The sequence below is a fragment of the Limosilactobacillus pulli genome (genome assembly GCF_947381555.1).
Classification (GTDB): domain Bacteria; phylum Bacillota; class Bacilli; order Lactobacillales; family Lactobacillaceae; genus Limosilactobacillus; species Limosilactobacillus pulli.
The window spans coordinates 1-17486 of sequence record NZ_CANCWQ010000002.1 but is presented as its reverse complement, the minus strand read 5'-3'; the positions used below and the strand labels follow the sequence as shown (position 1 = coordinate 17486).

At 41.6% G+C, this 17486-nt stretch carries 19 protein-coding genes; all 19 read left to right on the top strand.

Annotated features, from left to right (window positions below):
• Positions 1–17: 17 nt before the first annotated feature.
• The 19 genes from QOS03_RS00910 (at position 18) to QOS03_RS00820 (ending at position 17401) form a co-directional block, all read left to right on the top strand.
• Positions 18–893, top strand: a complete 876-nt coding sequence (locus QOS03_RS00910) for a ParB/RepB/Spo0J family partition protein (protein ID WP_283575047.1) — start codon at positions 18–20, stop codon at positions 891–893.
• 15 nt (positions 894–908) lie between these two features.
• On the top strand, positions 909–1106 hold the full coding sequence (locus tag QOS03_RS00905; protein WP_169461810.1) for a DUF951 domain-containing protein: 198 nt from the start codon (positions 909–911) through the stop codon (positions 1104–1106).
• A gap of 22 nt (positions 1107–1128) precedes the next feature.
• Positions 1129–2226, top strand: coding sequence for a redox-regulated ATPase YchF (gene ychF, locus QOS03_RS00900; protein ID WP_169461809.1), 1098 nt, complete (start codon positions 1129–1131; stop codon positions 2224–2226).
• 34 nt (positions 2227–2260) lie between these two features.
• Positions 2261–3037 (top strand): DUF1129 domain-containing protein, encoded by a 777-nt coding sequence (locus QOS03_RS00895; RefSeq protein ID WP_283575046.1) that lies wholly within the window; start codon positions 2261–2263, stop codon positions 3035–3037.
• 225 nt (positions 3038–3262) lie between these two features.
• Positions 3263–4411 carry an IMP dehydrogenase gene (gene guaB, locus QOS03_RS00890; RefSeq protein WP_283575045.1) on the top strand — a complete coding sequence of 383 codons (1149 nt, stop codon included), beginning with the start codon at positions 3263–3265 and terminating at the stop codon, positions 4409–4411.
• Positions 4412–4664: 253 nt separating this feature from the next.
• Positions 4665–5273 (top strand): flagellar hook assembly protein FlgD, encoded by a 609-nt coding sequence (locus tag QOS03_RS00885; protein WP_283575044.1) that lies wholly within the window; start codon positions 4665–4667, stop codon positions 5271–5273.
• Between the two features lie 250 nt (positions 5274–5523).
• The gene (locus QOS03_RS00880; RefSeq protein ID WP_283575043.1) at positions 5524–6534 is read left to right on the top strand and encodes an LCP family protein; all 1011 of its coding nucleotides are present in this window, start codon (positions 5524–5526) and stop codon (positions 6532–6534) included.
• A gap of 12 nt (positions 6535–6546) precedes the next feature.
• Complete coding sequence (locus QOS03_RS00875; RefSeq protein WP_283575042.1) at positions 6547–7404, top strand: YveK family protein; 858 nt, start codon at positions 6547–6549, stop codon at positions 7402–7404.
• 12 nt (positions 7405–7416) lie between these two features.
• Positions 7417–8175: a CpsD/CapB family tyrosine-protein kinase gene (locus QOS03_RS00870; protein ID WP_283575041.1), complete on the top strand. Its 759-nt coding sequence runs from the start codon at positions 7417–7419 to the stop codon at positions 8173–8175.
• A 30-nt stretch (positions 8176–8205) separates the two neighbouring features.
• Positions 8206–8976, top strand: a complete 771-nt coding sequence (locus tag QOS03_RS00865) for a tyrosine-protein phosphatase (protein ID WP_283575040.1) — start codon at positions 8206–8208, stop codon at positions 8974–8976.
• A gap of 84 nt (positions 8977–9060) precedes the next feature.
• Complete coding sequence (locus QOS03_RS00860) at positions 9061–9714, top strand: sugar transferase (protein ID WP_408612054.1); 654 nt, start codon at positions 9061–9063, stop codon at positions 9712–9714.
• A 17-nt stretch (positions 9715–9731) separates the two neighbouring features.
• Positions 9732–10745, top strand: coding sequence for a glycosyltransferase family 8 protein (locus QOS03_RS00855; protein WP_283575038.1), 1014 nt, complete (start codon positions 9732–9734; stop codon positions 10743–10745).
• Positions 10746–10768: 23 nt separating this feature from the next.
• A complete protein-coding gene (gene rfbA / locus QOS03_RS00850) occupies positions 10769–11638 on the top strand; it encodes a glucose-1-phosphate thymidylyltransferase RfbA (RefSeq protein ID WP_283575037.1) in 870 nt (289 codons plus the stop codon).
• 2 nt (positions 11639–11640) lie between these two features.
• The gene (gene rfbC / locus QOS03_RS00845) at positions 11641–12222 is read left to right on the top strand and encodes a dTDP-4-dehydrorhamnose 3,5-epimerase (RefSeq protein WP_006499898.1); all 582 of its coding nucleotides are present in this window, start codon (positions 11641–11643) and stop codon (positions 12220–12222) included.
• An 11-nt stretch (positions 12223–12233) separates the two neighbouring features.
• Positions 12234–13274, top strand: coding sequence for a dTDP-glucose 4,6-dehydratase (gene rfbB / locus QOS03_RS00840; protein WP_283575036.1), 1041 nt, complete (start codon positions 12234–12236; stop codon positions 13272–13274).
• A 65-nt stretch (positions 13275–13339) separates the two neighbouring features.
• Complete coding sequence (locus QOS03_RS00835; protein WP_283575035.1) at positions 13340–14173, top strand: glycosyltransferase; 834 nt, start codon at positions 13340–13342, stop codon at positions 14171–14173.
• Positions 14148–15248, top strand: a complete 1101-nt coding sequence (locus tag QOS03_RS00830; RefSeq protein ID WP_283575034.1) for a glycosyltransferase — start codon at positions 14148–14150, stop codon at positions 15246–15248. The genes QOS03_RS00835 and QOS03_RS00830 overlap by 26 nt, the downstream gene beginning before the upstream one ends.
• 5 nt (positions 15249–15253) lie before the next feature.
• Positions 15254–16540 carry a hypothetical protein gene (locus QOS03_RS00825; RefSeq protein ID WP_283575033.1) on the top strand — a complete coding sequence of 429 codons (1287 nt, stop codon included), beginning with the start codon at positions 15254–15256 and terminating at the stop codon, positions 16538–16540.
• 9 nt (positions 16541–16549) lie between these two features.
• The gene (locus tag QOS03_RS00820) at positions 16550–17401 is read left to right on the top strand and encodes a glycosyltransferase family 2 protein (protein ID WP_283575032.1); all 852 of its coding nucleotides are present in this window, start codon (positions 16550–16552) and stop codon (positions 17399–17401) included.
• Positions 17402–17486: the final 85 nt, after the last annotated feature.

Below are 17486 nucleotides of genomic sequence, written 5' to 3'. Positions count from 1 at the left end.
GGGAGGACTAGCGATACATGGCAAAAAAACACAGCTTTAGTCTCGCGGCGCTGTTTGGCGATAACGATGCTAAGCAAGGCCAAGAACAAAGCGTAGAAGAAGTTGAACTAACGGCGATTCGGCCTAACCCATATCAGCCGCGGCGTACCTTTGATGAGGCCGCCTTGCAGGAACTGGCTGCTTCGATTAAAGAATCAGGCGTCTTTCAGCCGATTATTTTGCGTCAGCCAGATGAAAACCTAACGCGCTACGAGATTATTGCCGGTGAGCGACGCTTTCGGGCTTCCAAGCTGGCAGGTAAGACGACGATTCCAGCCATAGTCCGGACGATGAGCGACTCACAGATGATGGAAGTTGCCGTTTTGGAGAACTTGCAGCGCGAGGATCTAACACCGCTAGAAGAAGCTCAGGCCTACCAGTCATTAATGGATCGCCTGCAGCTGACCCAGGCTCAGGTAGCCGAAAAACTGGGCAAGAGCCGACCTTATATCGCCAACTATCTACGGCTGTTGGGGCTGCCTCAGCCGGTCAAGGACATGTTGGAAGATCACCGTCTGTCAATGGGGCAGGCCCGGACGCTGTTGGGGCTAAAAAATGAACAGGCGTTAGTTAAGCTGGCGCAGCGCGCGGTTAAGGAAAATCTGACCGTGCGGCAGCTTGAACAGCTGGTGGCCGAACAAAATCAAACCGTCAAGCCTGCTAGGCCGGCGAAGAAAAAGGCGACTGCCAAAAAGCCAGCCTACGTTCGTGAAGCTGAAGAACAGCTGCAGAGCCGCTTTGGCACCAAGGTTGTAATGACGGCTAACAAACGAGGCGGCAAAGTCGAGATTCCATATGCCTCGGATGACGACCTGACGCGGATTTTGGAGCTATTGGGAGTCAAGTTTGACTAGAGAGGAGCGATTTGAATGAAGACCTATGAGCTAAACGACATCGTGCAGATGAAAAAACAGCACCCATGCGGCACGAATCGCTGGCAGATTATCCGGACGGGAATTGACGTTAAGCTGCAGTGTACGGGCTGTGGCCATATCGTCATGATGTCACGGCAAAACTTTGAAAAGCATCTAAAAAAGGTGCTGGAACACGCCGAAAACGAAGACTAAGTAAAAAGGAGCAATTAGTTTTATGTCTTTAACTGCAGGTATCGTTGGATTGCCAAACGTCGGCAAGTCCACGCTGTTTAACGCTATTACCAAGGCCGGTGCCGAAATGGCCAACTACCCATTTGCCACGATTGAACCCAACGTGGGGATGGTGGAAGTGCCAGACAAGCGCCTGGAACGGATTCAAGAACTGATTCCCGCAAAAAAGATCGTGCCAACCACGTTTGAGTTCACCGACATTGCCGGGATCGTCAAGGGTGCCTCTAAGGGTGAAGGTCTGGGTAACCAATTTTTGGAAAACATTCGCCAAACCGATGCGATCGTCCATGTCGTGCGGGCATTTGACGACACGGACATCACCAGTGTCTCGGGTAAGGTTGATCCAATTGAAGATATCGATACGATCAATCTGGAATTGGTCATGGCTGACTTGGATGCCGTCAACAAGCGTTTGGCTAAGGTTCAACGGGCTGCCAAGGGTCGTGACAAGGATGCCTTGGCTGAATTGGAAGTCTTAAACAAGATCAAGCCAGTATTGGAAAACGGTCAAAGCGTTCGTTCGATCGAATTTAACGATCAAGAACAAAAAATCGTTAAGGGGCTGTTCTTGTTAACCAGCAAGCCAGTGCTTTACGTAGCCAACATTGCCGAAGAAGACATGGCAGATCCGGATGCCAACAAGTATATGGATGCCATCAAAGAACACGTTAAAGGCGATGGTGAGGTTATCGGGGTTGCGGCAGCAGCTGAAGAACAGATCGCCGAAATGGATGAAGAAGAAAAGGCTGACTTCCTGGAAATGGAAGGCGTTGAAGAACCCGGTTTAAACCGGTTGATTCGCGCGGCCTACAAGCTGTTGGGGCTGGAAACCTTCTTTACGGCTGGTGGTCCCGAAACGCGGGCTTGGACTTTTAAGAAGGGTACCAAAGCTCCACAGGCTGCCGGTATCATTCACTCTGACTTTGAGCGCGGCTTTATTCGGGCCGAAGTCATGAGCTTTGCCGACTTAGACGAGCTGGGCAGTGCGCAGGCCGTTAAGGAAGCCGGCAAATTGCGCTTGGAAGGTAAGGAATACGTCATGCAAGATGGCGACATCGTAGAGTTCCGCTTCAACGTCTAATCATTGAATCATTAAACTAGAGAGGAAGAACATCTTGGCTGAATCAAAAGAACAACAACCACGTAATGCCGCTGCCGGTCAGCGACAAAAAGAATATGCCAAAGACCAACGTCAAGAAACGGCACGGGCCTTTACGCAATATAATCTGACGCGCAAAAACGAAGAATTTATGTTTCAACTAAACAAGCAGCTGGACGCTCAAGGAGCCGACCCGGCCAAGAAGCCAGCCATGCTTGAAGAAACGATCAAAGCTTTGCAAGAAGGCCAAAAGTCTGGTCAAACCGCCCGTGGCTTATTTGGTACGCCAACGCAGCGGGCCCACGCTCTGCTGCATCCAGAACCAACGGAAAAGGCACAGACGCAAACCTCATTGAAGCTGATGGCCCTGGATAACGGGATCATGTTCTTTGCGATCTTTACCTTCATGTTCGGGCTGATGGACTGGATCTCCCCACAAGCAATGAAGGTAGCCCACAATGGTAACATGGGGATCACCTCAATTATTCTGGTGGCTATTACCGGTGGGATTCTGTTTGGCTGGATTGCTAAGTACATGCTGCCGGTCAAAAACGCCGAGGGTAAGTACGTCAAGCGGCCATTATGGGCACGAATCGTTACGGTGGTCAGCGGTCTGGTAATGTGGATTTTGATCTACATTCTGACGGCTATGATGCCAAACAGCGTCAACCCACTCTTGAATCAATGGTTCTACCTGATCTTGGGTGTGGCTGCCTTTGCAATCGACATTTGGCTGCGGGGTCGCTACCACATTACCAGTGCCTTTTCACCACGCCGTCAACAACGGCAATAAAAATCAGCATCGCGGTTCCACGTGAAACGCGATGCTTTTTTAAATCGTCAGAATTTATCGTCGACAGATTTGTGATTTGGTCCTAAAACAGTGATTAAAAGGCGTTAAATCCGAACAATCTGAAAAATATTATTAGAATTATGTTAGAATCACGATTATTCGTTGACCAATCGTTAAAAACCTAGTAAGGTAATAGCTAATATTTAAAGAAGGAAGTGCAGATTGATGTCGAATTGGGATACTAAGTTTGCCAAGAAGGGCTTAACGTTTGATGATGTGCTGCTGATTCCAGCGGAAAGTCATGTCTTGCCAAATGAAGTCGATTTGAGTACGCAGCTGGCAAAGAATATTAAACTGAACGTGCCATTTATCAGTGCCGGGATGGACACCGTTACTGAAAGCTCAATGGCGATTGCGATGGCCTTGCAAGGTGGGATGGGGGTCGTTCATAAGAACATGTCCATCGATGCTCAAGCCGGCGAAGTAGCCACGGTTAAAGGCGTTGAACTGCCTGCCAACTCCAACTTCAACCGCGCTGCAGTTGACGAAAACGGCCATCTGCTGGTTGCGGCTGCCGTTGGGGTTACGTCCGACACGTTCCAACGTGCTGAAGCACTGCTGAAGGCCGGCGTTGACGCCATCGTGATCGACACGGCCCATGGTCACTCGGCTGGGGTGCTGCGCAAGATTGCGGAAATCCGCGAACACTTCCCAGAAGCAACGCTGATTGCTGGTAACGTAGCAACTGGTGAAGGTACCAAGGCGCTGTTCGACGCTGGCGTTGACGTGGTTAAAGTCGGCATCGGCCCTGGCTCAATCTGCACGACGCGGGTGGTTGCCGGTGTTGGTGTTCCACAGATCACAGCAATTTACGATGCGGCTTCCGTGGCTCATGAATACGGTAAGGCCATCATTGCCGATGGTGGGATCAAGTACTCTGGTGACATCGTAAAGGCCCTGGCTGCTGGTGGTAACGCCGTTATGTTGGGTAGTATGTTTGCTGGTACGACGGAAGCCCCTGGTCAAGTCTTTGAAGAAAACGGCAAGAAGTACAAAGGTTACCGTGGGATGGGCTCAGTTGCTGCCATGGCTCAATCACATGGTTCTTCTGACCGTTACTTCCAAGGTGGGGTCAACGAAGCCAACAAGCTGGTTCCAGAAGGTATCGAAGCCCGGGTTGAATATAAGGGCGACGTTGCTGACGTGATCTTCCAAATGGTCGGCGGTCTGCGCTCTGGGATGGGCTACGTTGGTGCCAAGGACATCCAAACCTTGATCGACAACGCTCAATTCGTACAAATCACGAACGCCGGTCTGCGTGAATCACACCCACACGACGTTCAAATTACCAAGGCTGCTCCTAACTACAAATAAGCAGTTCTGATTAATAAAAGCGCTGAGTCAGTGATGACCGGCGCTTTTTTACTGTCTTAAATACTATGCTTTAGTGATGATGTGGCAGGCTAGGACGATATGCTTGCTTGCTGTGAACGGTTGCTTTAGAATTTTGGCAATACGCGGCCTAACTTGCATACCGATTGTTTCAGTTATCTGAATCAGTCAAAAACTATCTGATAATATGGTAGGATATTAATTAGTAAAACTTCAAAAAAGGAAGAATATAATAATGAAGAAACTGTTCATTTTGTTGATGATTTTAGCCGCAATTTGTTTTGTTACCGTATGGATTTACCAGACCCGGCGCTTGAAACGAAATGCCCAAGCATCAATCAGCAAAGGACAGGTAATGATAAACTGGGGACTGATCATCCTGTTTGCAATTGGCCTGGTTGGCACGTTTACAGCACCAGACGGCAAAACAACCGGCACGGTGCAGCATCAATCAGCAACCGAACATGCCTCAACCAAGATCAGCAAGGCTCAGTCCAGTTCTACGCCTGCCAAGGCGGCTTCTTTGGCTGCCAGCAGTTCACAGTCTGGTTCATTATCTTCATCATCCAGTTTATCGAGTTCCAGCAGTCAGCTGCAGGTTGATTTTCCGACCGATGTTTCATTAAATAAGACGGGAGACGCGACCGTCAGCTTTAAGGCACCAGCTAATACCCAGTTTGAAATCAAGGACAGCAATAACAACGTGGTGACGACCTTAAACGGCAACGCACAAGGCGCTGATCAGACCTATAACTTTAAAAAACCGGGTAAGTACCACGTTACTGCGCATAACGGCGACCAAACCATTGATAAAGACTTAACAGTGCGTGGAATTAGTCAATAATCTATTAAAATTTTATCCAATAAATTTATTTAATAAAATTATTTATAAATTATAAATAATCCGTACGTAGAGCAGTAATGTAATGCATCTGTGCATATAAAACAATAAATGAAAAGCTTAACAAATAAGGCGTTAATCCCTGATATAGCAGTATATAAGGGGGTTGGCGCCTTGATTTTTGGGGGCTGAGCATAGATAATTTTAAGGTATGTAGATGTAAAAATTTTTTTAAAAATGGGACTATGTAAATATGAATGAAGAATCGAATCAAAATCAACCGGTGCAACATTCGCACCACCATCACCACCATCATCATCACCATCGTCGGAAACGATTAGGTTTGAAGATTTTGTGGTCATTCATTGGACTTTTGGTGATTCTCGCTTTGATTTTCGCGGGGGTTGCCTGGCGAAACGTCCACGTTGCTACAGATAATATGTATAGCGAATCAGGCGCCAAGACGTACCGAAATGCTGATAAAGTTCTCAAGCAAGGCAAGCCGATCAATATCCTGCTTTTGGGTACCGATACGGGGGCGCTGGGACGTGACTATAAAGGGCGAACGGATACGATCATGATGATGACGCTCAATCCGCAAAAAAAGACGACTACGATTGTCAGCCTGCCACGGGATATGAAGGTTAATCTGTCTGGCTACGCGGAATATTCACCGGCTAAGATCAACGCGGCTTATACATATGGTGGGGTTAAAGAAACCATCAATACTGTTCAAAAATACTTTAACGTGCCAATTGACTACTATGTACTGGTCAATATGGGCGGTCTGGAAAAAGCCATCAATCAAGTTGGTGGCGTCAGCGTGACTTCGCCATTGACGTTTGATTATGAAGGCTACAGCTTTAAAAAGGGCCAGACGTACCACATGAATGGTGCCAAAGCCCTGGCCTTCAGTCGGATGCGCTATGATGATCCGCAAGGCGACTATGGCCGCCAAGAACGCCAGCGCCTGGTCATCACGGCTTTAATGAAGGAAGCTGCCTCATATAAGTCAGTGCTCAACCAAAAATTCTTAAATTCAATTGCTGATCAGTCCAAGACCAATCTGACGTTCAGTGACATGACAACGTTAGCCATGAAGTATCGCAAGGCCAATGGCAAAGTGGTTTCTGACCACGCGCAGGGCCATGGCGACAGTGAAGGCGGCGAGTCGTTTGAAATCGTGCCAACCAGCGAAATGCAGCGCGTGTCGGATGAGATTCGCGATGCCCTGCAGCTTAAACACGTCAGCGTGACTGATTAAAGGAGGAAAAAAGTGGAAAACAGCAGCAACAATACGATCGATTTGCGACGCCTGTTCAATCTGTGTCGTAAACATTTGAAGTTTTTGATTACCTGTACGATTGTTTTGGCGTTGGCCGGCTTTATCGTTTCAAAATTTATTATGACGCCGAAGTACACGGCAACCACGCAATTACTGGTTAACCAGAAGAACGAAAATAATGCCAATGGTCAGGCCTACAACAACCAACAGGCCGACATTCAGGTCATCAATACCTACAAGGACATTATTACCAGTCCAGTGATCTTAAAGGAAACCAAAAAAGAACTGGCCAACCCAGTTAAGGTCATTCGCAAGGCCCAGCCAGCTAAGTACAAGACGCTGGCCGATGGGACCAAGCGATTGGTCAGCGCGGCCAAACCAGCAAAGGTGGAACACACAGGTCAAGGCTACAGTATAACGACCAGCCAGCTGTCAAACGCGATCACGATCAAGACGCAGACCAACTCGCAGGTTTTCTCCGTTAGCGTGGAAACCGATAATCCTAAGAAGTCGGCAGCGGCCGCCAATACGATTGCGCAGGTCTTTAAAAACAGAATCAAGAAGATCATGAACGTCAACAATGTCACGATCGTCGCGCGAGCCGCAACGCCAAATAAGCCATCATCGCCTAACGTTAAGCTGTTTACGCTGGCGGGGGCCGTTTTGGGACTTCTGCTCAGCTTTATGATCGTCTTGATGCGGGATCTGATGGATACCAGTGTTCGAGACAACGACTTTATGGTTGATGAAGTTGGCTTGACGAATCTAGGAACGATCACGCACATCAACTTGGATGACGGTTTCTCAATCAAGCGGCGTTCGCAAAACACGCAGATGCGTCGAGTCTAAAGGAGGGTTATGATGGGGATCTTCAAACGCAAGTCGCGAGTCGACAATAATACGATGAAAAACGGTGCTAAGCTGATCACGGTGGCTAAGCCTAAGAGCGTGGCTGCTGAACAGTTTCGGACCGTGCGTACCAACATTCACTTCATGGCCGTGGACCGACGCTTAAAGACGATTGCTTTTACCTCCGCCAATGTCAGTGAAGGGAAAAGTACCGTCGCGGCCAACCTGGCGATTGTCTGGGCGCAAGAGGGCAAGAGCGTACTGCTGATTGACGCCGACATGCGCCGCCCAACGCTGTACTCGACTTTTGATCTAACCGGTCAAGAAGGACTTTCAACGGTCTTGAGCAGTGATCAGGCAGAAGTTAACTTGAACGCTGTGATTCAAGAAAGCGGCATTGAAGGACTAGATGTGCTGCCAAGCGGGGCGGTACCGCCAAATCCAGTCGAGCTGCTGAGCTCACAACGAATGAAGGTGCTTTTGGAAGCCGTGCAGGCCCAATACGATCTGGTCGTATTAGACGTGCCGCCAATGCTGGAAGTTACCGATACGCAAACAATCGCGGGCAGCGTGGATGGCGTGGTGCTAGTCGTTCGCCAAGGTCTTACGCAAAAAGCCGGCGTGCGGCGGGCCGTTGAACTGTTGAAGATGAGTCACGCACATCTATTAGGCTACGTTATGAATGACGTCGTACCAGAAGATGACGCGGGCTACGGCTACGGTTATGGCTATGGCTACGGTTATGGCTATGAAAAGGAATCGGAAAACTAGTCGTATTAAAAGCAGGAAGGGTGAATCAGGATGGTTTTAATCGATCTGCATTGTCACTTGTTGCCAGGCGTGGATGATGGTTCACCGGACCTCGCGACTTCTTTAAAACTGGCCCAAGACGCGGTTAATGATGGCGTAACGCACGCATTATTGACGCCGCACCATATGAATGGGCACTATCTCAATCATAAAGCCGATGTATTGCAGCTGACGGCGGACTTTCAACAAACCTTAAAGGAAAACGCGATTCCATTAACGGTTTTTCCGGGGCAAGAAGTTCGGATTAATGGCGAGCTGTTGGAAGCCTTGCGTAAGGACGATATTTTGTTCGCGGATGAAGGCGGGCGCTACATGCTGCTGGAGTTTCCCAGCCAAGAAGTGCCACAGTACGCGAAGGAAATGGTTTTTAAGCTGCGGCAGCAAGGTATCGTGCCGATTATCGTCCACCCCGAACGAAACGCCGAGCTGCTGGAACATCCGGAAAGACTGCAGCCATTCTTGGAACAGGGATGTCTGACCCAATTGACGTCCAGCAGCTATCTGGGTCGGTTCGGCAAAAAGATTGAAAAGGTGACGACCAGCATGATCAAGGCCGGGCAGGGAGCCATCTTTGCCTCTGACGCGCATGCCTTGAGTCATCGCGAATATGAGCTCAGCGAAGCGCTGAAGAAACTGCGTGGCGAATTTGGCGCTGAGCTGGCCGATACATATGAACAAAACGCGCGCGACATTATTAATGGGGATCAGGTTAATTTAGATTGGCAGCCACTGCCTAAAAAGAAACGTTTTTGGTTCTTTTAGTTAAGAAAATTAGGCGAGGGGGGGGTAACCTCGCCCCGCTTTTCGACTATAGAGGATGATTAAGGGAGGAGGAATCGTGTGATGATGGCAACAAAAACTAAACCATACGTCAATCAGCAGCGCGTAAAAAAGCAGCTGTTTTATCCAGTCTTCAAGCGCAACTTTGATATGATTGCCAGCTTGCTTGCCTTACTGCTGCTTTCGCCATTGTTTTTGGTGATTGCAGTACGGATCAAGCTTGAAGATGGTGGTCCGGTAATTTACTCACAGACGCGGCTTGGGAAAAACGAAAAGCCGTTTAAAATGTACAAGTTTCGTTCAATGGTGCAGAATGCCGATCAGATTAAGCAGCAGCTGCTCGACCAAAATGAGGTTGAAGGCGCGATGTTTAAAATGAAGGAAGATCCACGAGTTACCAAGACTGGTAAGTGGATTCGCAAATACAGCTTGGACGAACTGCCACAATTGGTAAACGTACTCTTGGGGGATATGAGTCTGGTTGGACCACGGCCGCCGCTGCCAAGCGAGGTCGCCGAATATACTGATTACGACAAGCAGCGGCTGTTGGTTACGCCCGGCTGTACGGGACTTTGGCAAGCTACGATCCGCAATGATTCTAATTTTGATGAAATGGTATATTTGGACATTCGATACATAAATAAGATGAATATTTGGATTGATTTTTATATTATATTAAAAACAGTGTGGATAATGATTAAGCCAAACAGTGCGTTTTAGTCTAAGGAATAAAAGTAATGCAACAATTTCATAAAGATAAGTATGAAGTGATTTATGCAGCAGATAATCTATTTACACCAATTATGGGGACCAGTATTATCTCGCTTTTTGAAAATAATAAAGATGCAGAAGAAATTAATCTGACAATATTGGATTCAGGCATTACAAGGAGTGATAAAAAAAGAATAGAGGATATTTGCAGAAGGTACAATCGTCGTAATCCAAGATGGATACCTGCCGTTAATATTGAGAATAGGTTATCAATATCTGTAAAGACAGATCGTGGATCTTTATCTCAATATTCAAGATTATTTTTGAAAGATATATATTCTAGAGATACTAAGCGTGTGCTTTATTTAGATTGTGATACCCTTGTTGTTTCTTCATTAAAAAGATTATGGAACTTAGATTTAGAAGGCAATATTATTGCGGCACTTAAGGATGCATTTAGTAAGTTATATCGGAATAATATAAATTTAAAAAAAGATGCATTAATGTTTAATTCGGGCGTTATGTTAATTGACTTGGAGAAGTGGCGAAATTTTAATGTTGAGGAACAACTATTAAAATTTATTACTTCGAAAAAAGGTAGGGTTCAACAAGGTGATCAGGGTGTTTTGAATGCAATTTTATCAGATAAAACTAAAATTTTAAGACCGAATTTTAATGCTCTATCACTGATGTTTGAAATGGAGTACGAAGATTTAATAAAATACAGAAAACCCGTAGACTACTATACTAAAGATGAAATTATGGATGCAGTAAACAATCCAAATATTATACATTTTACTAGTGGTTTTAATATTATACGTCCATGGTTTGAAAAATCTAATCATCCTAGAGCTTCAGAATGGATAAAATATAAAAATATTAGTCCATGGAAAAATAAATCTTTATTAAGTGAAAGAAAACCTGCTTATTTAAGATTGGCTTACAAATTATTTTATAAGTTTCCTAAATGGTTATCTCTAGAAGTATTTGGTTTTTTACAAGCGTATGTAAGGCCAATATTAAATAGATTTAAATATTAGGAGTTAGGAGAATACATAAATTAATGAAAGGTATTATTTTAGCCGGGGGTAGCGGAACACGGCTCTACCCAATTACACGTGGTATTTCTAAACAATTGATTCCGGTTTATGATAAGCCAATGATTTATTATCCATTGTCAACTTTGATGCTGGCAGGGATTCGTGATGTTTTGGTAATTTCAACGCCAGAATATTTGCCACTGTTTGAAGAACTATTAGGAGACGGTTCAAAAATCGGAATGAACTTTTCCTATCAAGTACAGGAACATCCCAATGGTTTGGCCGAAGCATTTATTTTAGGTGAAGATTTTATCGGTAATGATTCAGTTGCCCTCGTTTTAGGCGACAACATCTACTACGGCTCGGGACTTTCAACACTAGTTCAAAATGCCGCACAAAAAGAAAACGGAGCAACAGTGTTTGGCTACCATGTCAATGATCCAGAACGCTTTGGCGTCGTTGAGTTTGATGAAAATATGCATGCCCTCTCATTGGAAGAAAAGCCAAAACAGCCTAAGAGCAACTACGCGGTAACTGGGCTTTACTTCTATGATAATGATGTCGTTGAGATTGCCAAGCATATTCAGCCGTCGGCACGGGGCGAATTAGAAATCACTGACGTCAATAAAGAGTACTTAAAACGTGGTCAGTTGGACGTGCAGTTGATGGGTCGCGGTTATGCCTGGCTCGATACTGGCACGCACGACTCAATGCTTGAAGCAGCCAACTTTATAGCCACGATTGAGAAACGGCAAAATCTGAAGGTTGCTGCAATTGAAGAAATTGCCTACCGGATGGGATACATAAATAAGGATGAATTGATTAAACTGGCACAGCCATTAAAGAAAAATGATTATGGTCAGTACTTATTGCGTTTGGCAGAGGAGAAATAATTATGGGTAAATTAAACGTTCAAACGACAAAATTACAAGACGTTAAGATTATCACACCAGCCGTCTTTGGCGATCATCGTGGCTTCTTTGAGGAAACCTACTCCGATCGTGACTTTAAAGCTGCTGGCATTGATTTTGACTTTGTCCAGGATAACCAGTCGCTGTCCACCCAAGCCGGTGTTTTACGCGGCTTGCACTTTCAGCGTGGTCAGGCCGCGCAAACCAAATTGATTCGCGTGGTTACCGGCGCGGTTTTGGATGTCATTGTTGATCTGCGGAAGGGTTCACCAACGTACAAGCAGTGGGAAGGCTACATTCTTTCCGCCAGCAACCATCGTCAGCTGTTGGTACCACGCGGTTTTGCGCATGGCTTTCTGACGCTGACTGACAATGTCAACTTTGTCTACAAATGCGACAACTACTATGATGCTGAAGCTGATGGCGGGATCTCGTTTAAGACGCCTGAACTCAACATTGACTGGCCAATCGAATTTGACAAGGCGATTACTTCTGAAAAAGATGCCAAGCAGCCAACCCTGACGGAATTCGAAAAGGACAATCCGTTTGTCTACGGTGAAATCTAGGAGATGCAAGTATGACAGAATTTAAGAATATTATCGTAACGGGTGGCTGTGGTTTTATTGGCTCCAACTTCGTTCACTACGTCGTTAACAACCATCCGGAAGTAGAACACATCACGGTATTGGACAAGCTGACTTATGCCGGCAATAAGGCCAATCTGGCGGGACTGCCAACTGATCGTGTGGAACTGGTAGTCGGCGACATCTGTGACAAAGAACTGGTTGATCAGTTGGTTTCAAAAGCTGATGCCGTGGTTCACTACGCGGCTGAAAGCCATAATGACAATTCGTTGCAGAATCCGGATCCATTTATTCAAACCAATATTGTCGGTACCTACACGCTGATTCAAGCCTGCCGCAAGTATGACGTGCGGTTCCACCATATTTCTACGGATGAGGTTTATGGTGATCTGCCACTGCGTGAAGACTTGCCAGGTCATGGTGAGGGGCCTGGCGAAAAGTTCACGCCGGATTCTCCATACCGACCATCTAGTCCTTACTCATCATCAAAGGCCAGCTCCGACCTGTTGGTACGGGCATGGGTTCGTTCATTTGGACTGAAGGCGACTATTTCCAATTGTTCGAACAACTACGGTCCTTACCAACATATTGAAAAGTTTATTCCACGGCAGATTACCAATATCTTGAGTGGCATTCGGCCAAAGCTTTATGGCTCAGGGAAGAACGTGCGTGACTGGATTCATACCAATGATCATTCACGGGCGGTTTGGACGATTTTGACCAAGGGCAAGATTGGCGAGACGTACTTGATTGGTGCCAATGGCGAAAAGAACAATAAAGAGGTTCTGGAGCTGATTCTGGAAATGATGGATCAACCTAAAGATGCCTATGATCACGTTAAGGACCGTCCTGGTCATGATCTGCGCTATGCAATTGACGCTACTAAGTTGCGGACAGAGCTGGGTTGGGAACCTAAGTATACGGACTTCCGTGAAGGCTTGAAGGACACGATCAAGTGGTATACCGAACACCGTGATTGGTGGGAAGCGGAAAAAGCCGCTGTGGAAGCCAAGTACGCTAAAAATGGTCAATAAAAATAAAATGTTTAAAAGCCAGACTATGGTCTGGCTTATTTAGATATTATTAGGAGATAAAAATAGTGAAGATAGGTTGTATTATTGTTTTATATAAACCTAATTATCAAGTGGTTAATAACATTAAGAAATATCCAAAGCTATATAAACTGGTATTAATAGATAATTCACCAAATAATAATAGTAAATTATTTGAATCTATATTAAGTGAGAGTGTTACATATATACCACTGCTAAAAAATATGGGGATAGCACATGCTCTAAATATTGGTATTAAAGATATTTTAAATTCTGTAGATTATATAATTACTATGGATCAAGATAGTAAGTTGAACTCTGAACTTTTACTGACATATCAAAACTATATAAATGAGCATAAGCGAACGTTTGCGCTAACTCCTCAATATAATACTGGACGTTGTCAAATTAAGAAAGATAATAGAACAAAGAAAGTCTCTTTATCTATGCAGTCTGGGACTCTTTTTAACGTTGAAGTATTTAAAAAAATTGGATATTTTGATGAAAGATTATTTATAGATGTAGTTGATTGGGAATTTTTTTTACGCATGAAAAAATATGGGCTTGAGTTAATACGCATTAACAGGGCTATATTAGAGCATCAGCCTGCAATAACTAAAGAAAAATATATAGGACCGTATAAATTAAAGTATGGAGTTGCTTCACCCCTAAGATATTACTATCAAGCTCGCAATTTACTGTGGGTGGCAAGAAGGTATAGGAGTTTAAATCTATATGTAAATTTAGTAATAAAGTGGTTAAAAATAATATTGCTATTTGATAATAAGAAAGAATATTTATTGTCTTTTTATGAGGGAGTTCAGGATGCTATAAAAAATAAATTGGGTGAGAAACATGAAAAAGAGAATATTACAAGTTAATTTAGATGGTACAGGTGGTGCTTTTTCATTAATGTACCAACTGCAAAAACATTTAAAAAGTAAATACATTTTTGATTACTATTGGACTGGAAGTTTTATTCGTTCTACCAAATCGTATGAACTTGAAAAAATGGGAAGTAGAATATATGAGGATAATTTACGAAAGCATAAAATTATAGGTCATATGCTACTACCATGGCATTTTTATAGATTTTTGAAGAAAAATCCATATGAGATAATACATATTAATGCCGATGTGGCATATAAGGAATTGTTATATGCCATATCAGCAAGAAAAGCTGGTGTAAGAAAGATAATAATTCATTCTCATTCAAGTGGGGTTAATGGTAATTATAAATATATAAAACTAATTCTTCATAAATTATGTAAACCATTTTTGAAAAATTATGGAGATGAATTTCTTACATGTTCTAATTTGGCTTCGAAATGGATGTTTGATGATGAAAGCAAAGTAGTTATGGTCAACAATGGAATAGATTTAAAAAAGTATGCTTTTAATCCAGTGATAAGAAAAAGTGTACGTAATAGTCTAAATTTAGATTTAAAGACAAAAGTAATAGGTACCATTGGGAATTTTTCATATCAAAAAAATCCATTTTTTTTAATTGATCTATTAAAGGAAATTAATTCCGATAGTAAATATACATTGCTATTTGTAGGGGATGGAGAAAACAAAAATAGGGTAGAAAAATATGCTAAAAAATTAGGCGTGTATGATAGTTGTATTTTTTATGGCAAGACAGATAGTGTTTCAGATTTATTGAACGCAATGGATATATTTTTATTACCATCTAGATTTGAGGGATTACCAGTAAGTGCTATAGAAGCACAAGGAAATGGGTTGCCTTGTTTGCTTTCTAAAAATATAACTAGAGAAGTGAGGGTAACGCCAAATTGTTTTTTCTTATCGGTTAATGATATTAATGAATGGAAAACTTTAATAGAAAAAAAATATTTTAGTGAAAAAAGGGAAGATGCTATTAATTTCCTTAAAAAAAACAAATTTGATATTAAAGACAGTGCTAGATTACTTGATAATGTTTATGATAGGTAAAAGATATGGCAGAAAACCAATTAAATATATTACGATACTTAAGCTTACTTGTAATAAGCATATTTATAGTTTTTGTAAAAGATCCATATTTATTAATATTACTGGCTACTTTTCTATTATTTAAAATAATAAAATTAGCAAGATGGTCTTTTTTTAGTGAACTATCAGTATTATTATGGTATGCCTTTTTTGAGGGGGTCATTCAAAAAACGGTTGGAGTTACAGGAAACACTTTATCATGGGCAGGAACACATATGCCTTTTTATTTCGATGAACTTTCTATTGCTACGATTTCGTTTTTATTAATAGAATTATTTTTTTTAGAATTTACTAAAATTATTTCAAATGAAAAAAATATATATAGATTAAATCTAGGAATTCCTTTAGGGTTGGCAATTTTTCTGTCATTGATTTCTTCGATACTTATGGTTTTAGTTTTTCCATCTTTACCAACGTTTACCGCAAATCTAGTAACCCGTAGAACTCAAGGATTAAGTAGTTTGTATGGTTTAGTACTATTTTCTTTAGTTTTAAGTAGTCTAACGGTTGAACAAAGTTTTCAACATAAGATTCTTTATGTATTCTATGCATTTAATATTTTTTGGAGCTTTGGCCATGCTGAACGTGTGGAAGTATTAGGATATTTATCATATATAGTTTTAAAATCAATAAATTTTTATAAATTTTCTTTAAATAAAAAAACTTATAAGAAAATGAAAAAAATCTTTTATGTAATAATAATCATTACTATACTGCTTGCTATGTATATAGGATTGACTAGAATGGGAAATTCAAAGGTTACTATTTCTTCTTTTTTTGTTAATTTTTTATCGCAAGGAACTGTTGGTGATGTAACATATATTTTTAACTGTGCTACAGATCTATGGAAAAAAGGGTTGGAAGTAAATGGAGTAACTTATTTGGATTATTTATACAGATTAATTCCTGGTATACATTCTAATTATTCTTCAGAGACTATGTTACATTTTCTTTATCCGGAAACGATGGGAGGACAGTTGTTTTTTGCAGAGCCCATGATGAATTTTGGCCTTGTGGGCACAGTTATTATGAACATTGTATTTTTTATAATTATGGGATGGATATTACATAATAGTTCAAAAAAATATATGGGATATTTTTATATACCAATTGTTATTGAGATATTTAGAACAGCTTATTATGGAAGAGCTTCTTGGATGTTAGCTTGTTTCATAGAAGTGCCGATTATTTATTTTACTATATACATATTGAAAAAAATCTTTTATACAACGAAAACAAAAATTAGTGAATAGAGACTAAAAATGAAAAGAATATCAATTATTACTCCATTATATAATGGAAGTAAATTTGTTAAATCAATTATCGAAAATGCAAAAAAATTGAATTTTAATGTAAAAAAATATGATTATGAAGTTGAGCTTGTTTGTGTAAATGACAAACCAGGAGATATATTAAATTTTAAAATGCCCCATGAAATTATATTTAAATTAATTGAAAATCATCATAACTTGGGAATACAACAGTCACGTGTAAATGGTTTAAAAGAGTCAACGGGTGATTATATTATTTTTTTAGACCAAGACGACGAGCTTATTGTTGATAACTATATCTCACAATTAAATAAAATAAAGAGTGCGGATATAGTAGTTGGTAATTTATATATAGATTTTAACAATAAGAAAAAAAAAGTCTTCAGAAATAGAAAAGCAATGGTAGATGCAATAAAAGAAAAAACTTTATTAGAATATGTAAATATGATTACGTCTCCAGGACAATGCTTGATTAGAAGAAACATAATCCCTGTTGACTGGATTAATTCCATTATGAAAATAAATGGTGCTGATGATCTATTACTATGGTTATTACTTTATGATAAAGGTGCTAGATTTGCTGTTAATGAAGAAATTGTTTACTATCACAAAACAACGTTTCTTGGTAATTTATCTAGCAATAGTCAAGCTATGTTTAGCTCGGAAAAAGAGCTAATACAAATTTTAGAAAAAATAGGATATCCTTCAGAAAAAATAGACATTTTGCAAGAAACATTTATTTTGAATCATAATTTAAAATTATATGATTTATGGAATTTAAGATTAACTATAATAAGAAAAATTTTTTATTCTATAAAGTTTCGTTTAATAAATAAATTTTGAAAAGAAGAATGCGAATTGCTAGTTCGTAATATTTAACAAAAAAAGCCCAACATAGTCAGACTCATAAGTGACAAAAAACAAAAAG

What these genes read in the sequence shown, in the direction of transcription:
- QOS03_RS00870 (WP_283575041.1), top strand. Translation starts at nt 7,417, where the DNA reads ATGGGGATCTTCAAACGCAAGTCGCGAGTCGACAATAATACGATGAAA.
- QOS03_RS00825 (WP_283575033.1), top strand. Translation starts at nt 15,254, where the DNA reads ATGGCAGAAAACCAATTAAATATATTACGATACTTAAGCTTACTTGTA.
- ychF (WP_169461809.1), top strand. Translation starts at nt 1,129, where the DNA reads ATGTCTTTAACTGCAGGTATCGTTGGATTGCCAAACGTCGGCAAGTCC.
- guaB (WP_283575045.1), top strand. Translation starts at nt 3,263, where the DNA reads ATGTCGAATTGGGATACTAAGTTTGCCAAGAAGGGCTTAACGTTTGAT.
- QOS03_RS00830 (WP_283575034.1), top strand. Translation starts at nt 14,148, where the DNA reads ATGAAAAAGAGAATATTACAAGTTAATTTAGATGGTACAGGTGGTGCT.
- rfbC (WP_006499898.1), top strand. Translation starts at nt 11,641, where the DNA reads ATGGGTAAATTAAACGTTCAAACGACAAAATTACAAGACGTTAAGATT.
- QOS03_RS00880 (WP_283575043.1), top strand. Translation starts at nt 5,524, where the DNA reads ATGAATGAAGAATCGAATCAAAATCAACCGGTGCAACATTCGCACCAC.
- rfbA (WP_283575037.1), top strand. Translation starts at nt 10,769, where the DNA reads ATGAAAGGTATTATTTTAGCCGGGGGTAGCGGAACACGGCTCTACCCA.
- rfbB (WP_283575036.1), top strand. Translation starts at nt 12,234, where the DNA reads ATGACAGAATTTAAGAATATTATCGTAACGGGTGGCTGTGGTTTTATT.
- QOS03_RS00860 (WP_408612054.1), top strand. Translation starts at nt 9,061, where the DNA reads ATGGCAACAAAAACTAAACCATACGTCAATCAGCAGCGCGTAAAAAAG.
- QOS03_RS00820 (WP_283575032.1), top strand. Translation starts at nt 16,550, where the DNA reads ATGAAAAGAATATCAATTATTACTCCATTATATAATGGAAGTAAATTT.
- QOS03_RS00905 (WP_169461810.1), top strand. Translation starts at nt 909, where the DNA reads ATGAAGACCTATGAGCTAAACGACATCGTGCAGATGAAAAAACAGCAC.
- QOS03_RS00885 (WP_283575044.1), top strand. Translation starts at nt 4,665, where the DNA reads ATGAAGAAACTGTTCATTTTGTTGATGATTTTAGCCGCAATTTGTTTT.
- QOS03_RS00855 (WP_283575038.1), top strand. Translation starts at nt 9,732, where the DNA reads ATGCAACAATTTCATAAAGATAAGTATGAAGTGATTTATGCAGCAGAT.
- QOS03_RS00910 (WP_283575047.1), top strand. Translation starts at nt 18, where the DNA reads ATGGCAAAAAAACACAGCTTTAGTCTCGCGGCGCTGTTTGGCGATAAC.
- QOS03_RS00865 (WP_283575040.1), top strand. Translation starts at nt 8,206, where the DNA reads ATGGTTTTAATCGATCTGCATTGTCACTTGTTGCCAGGCGTGGATGAT.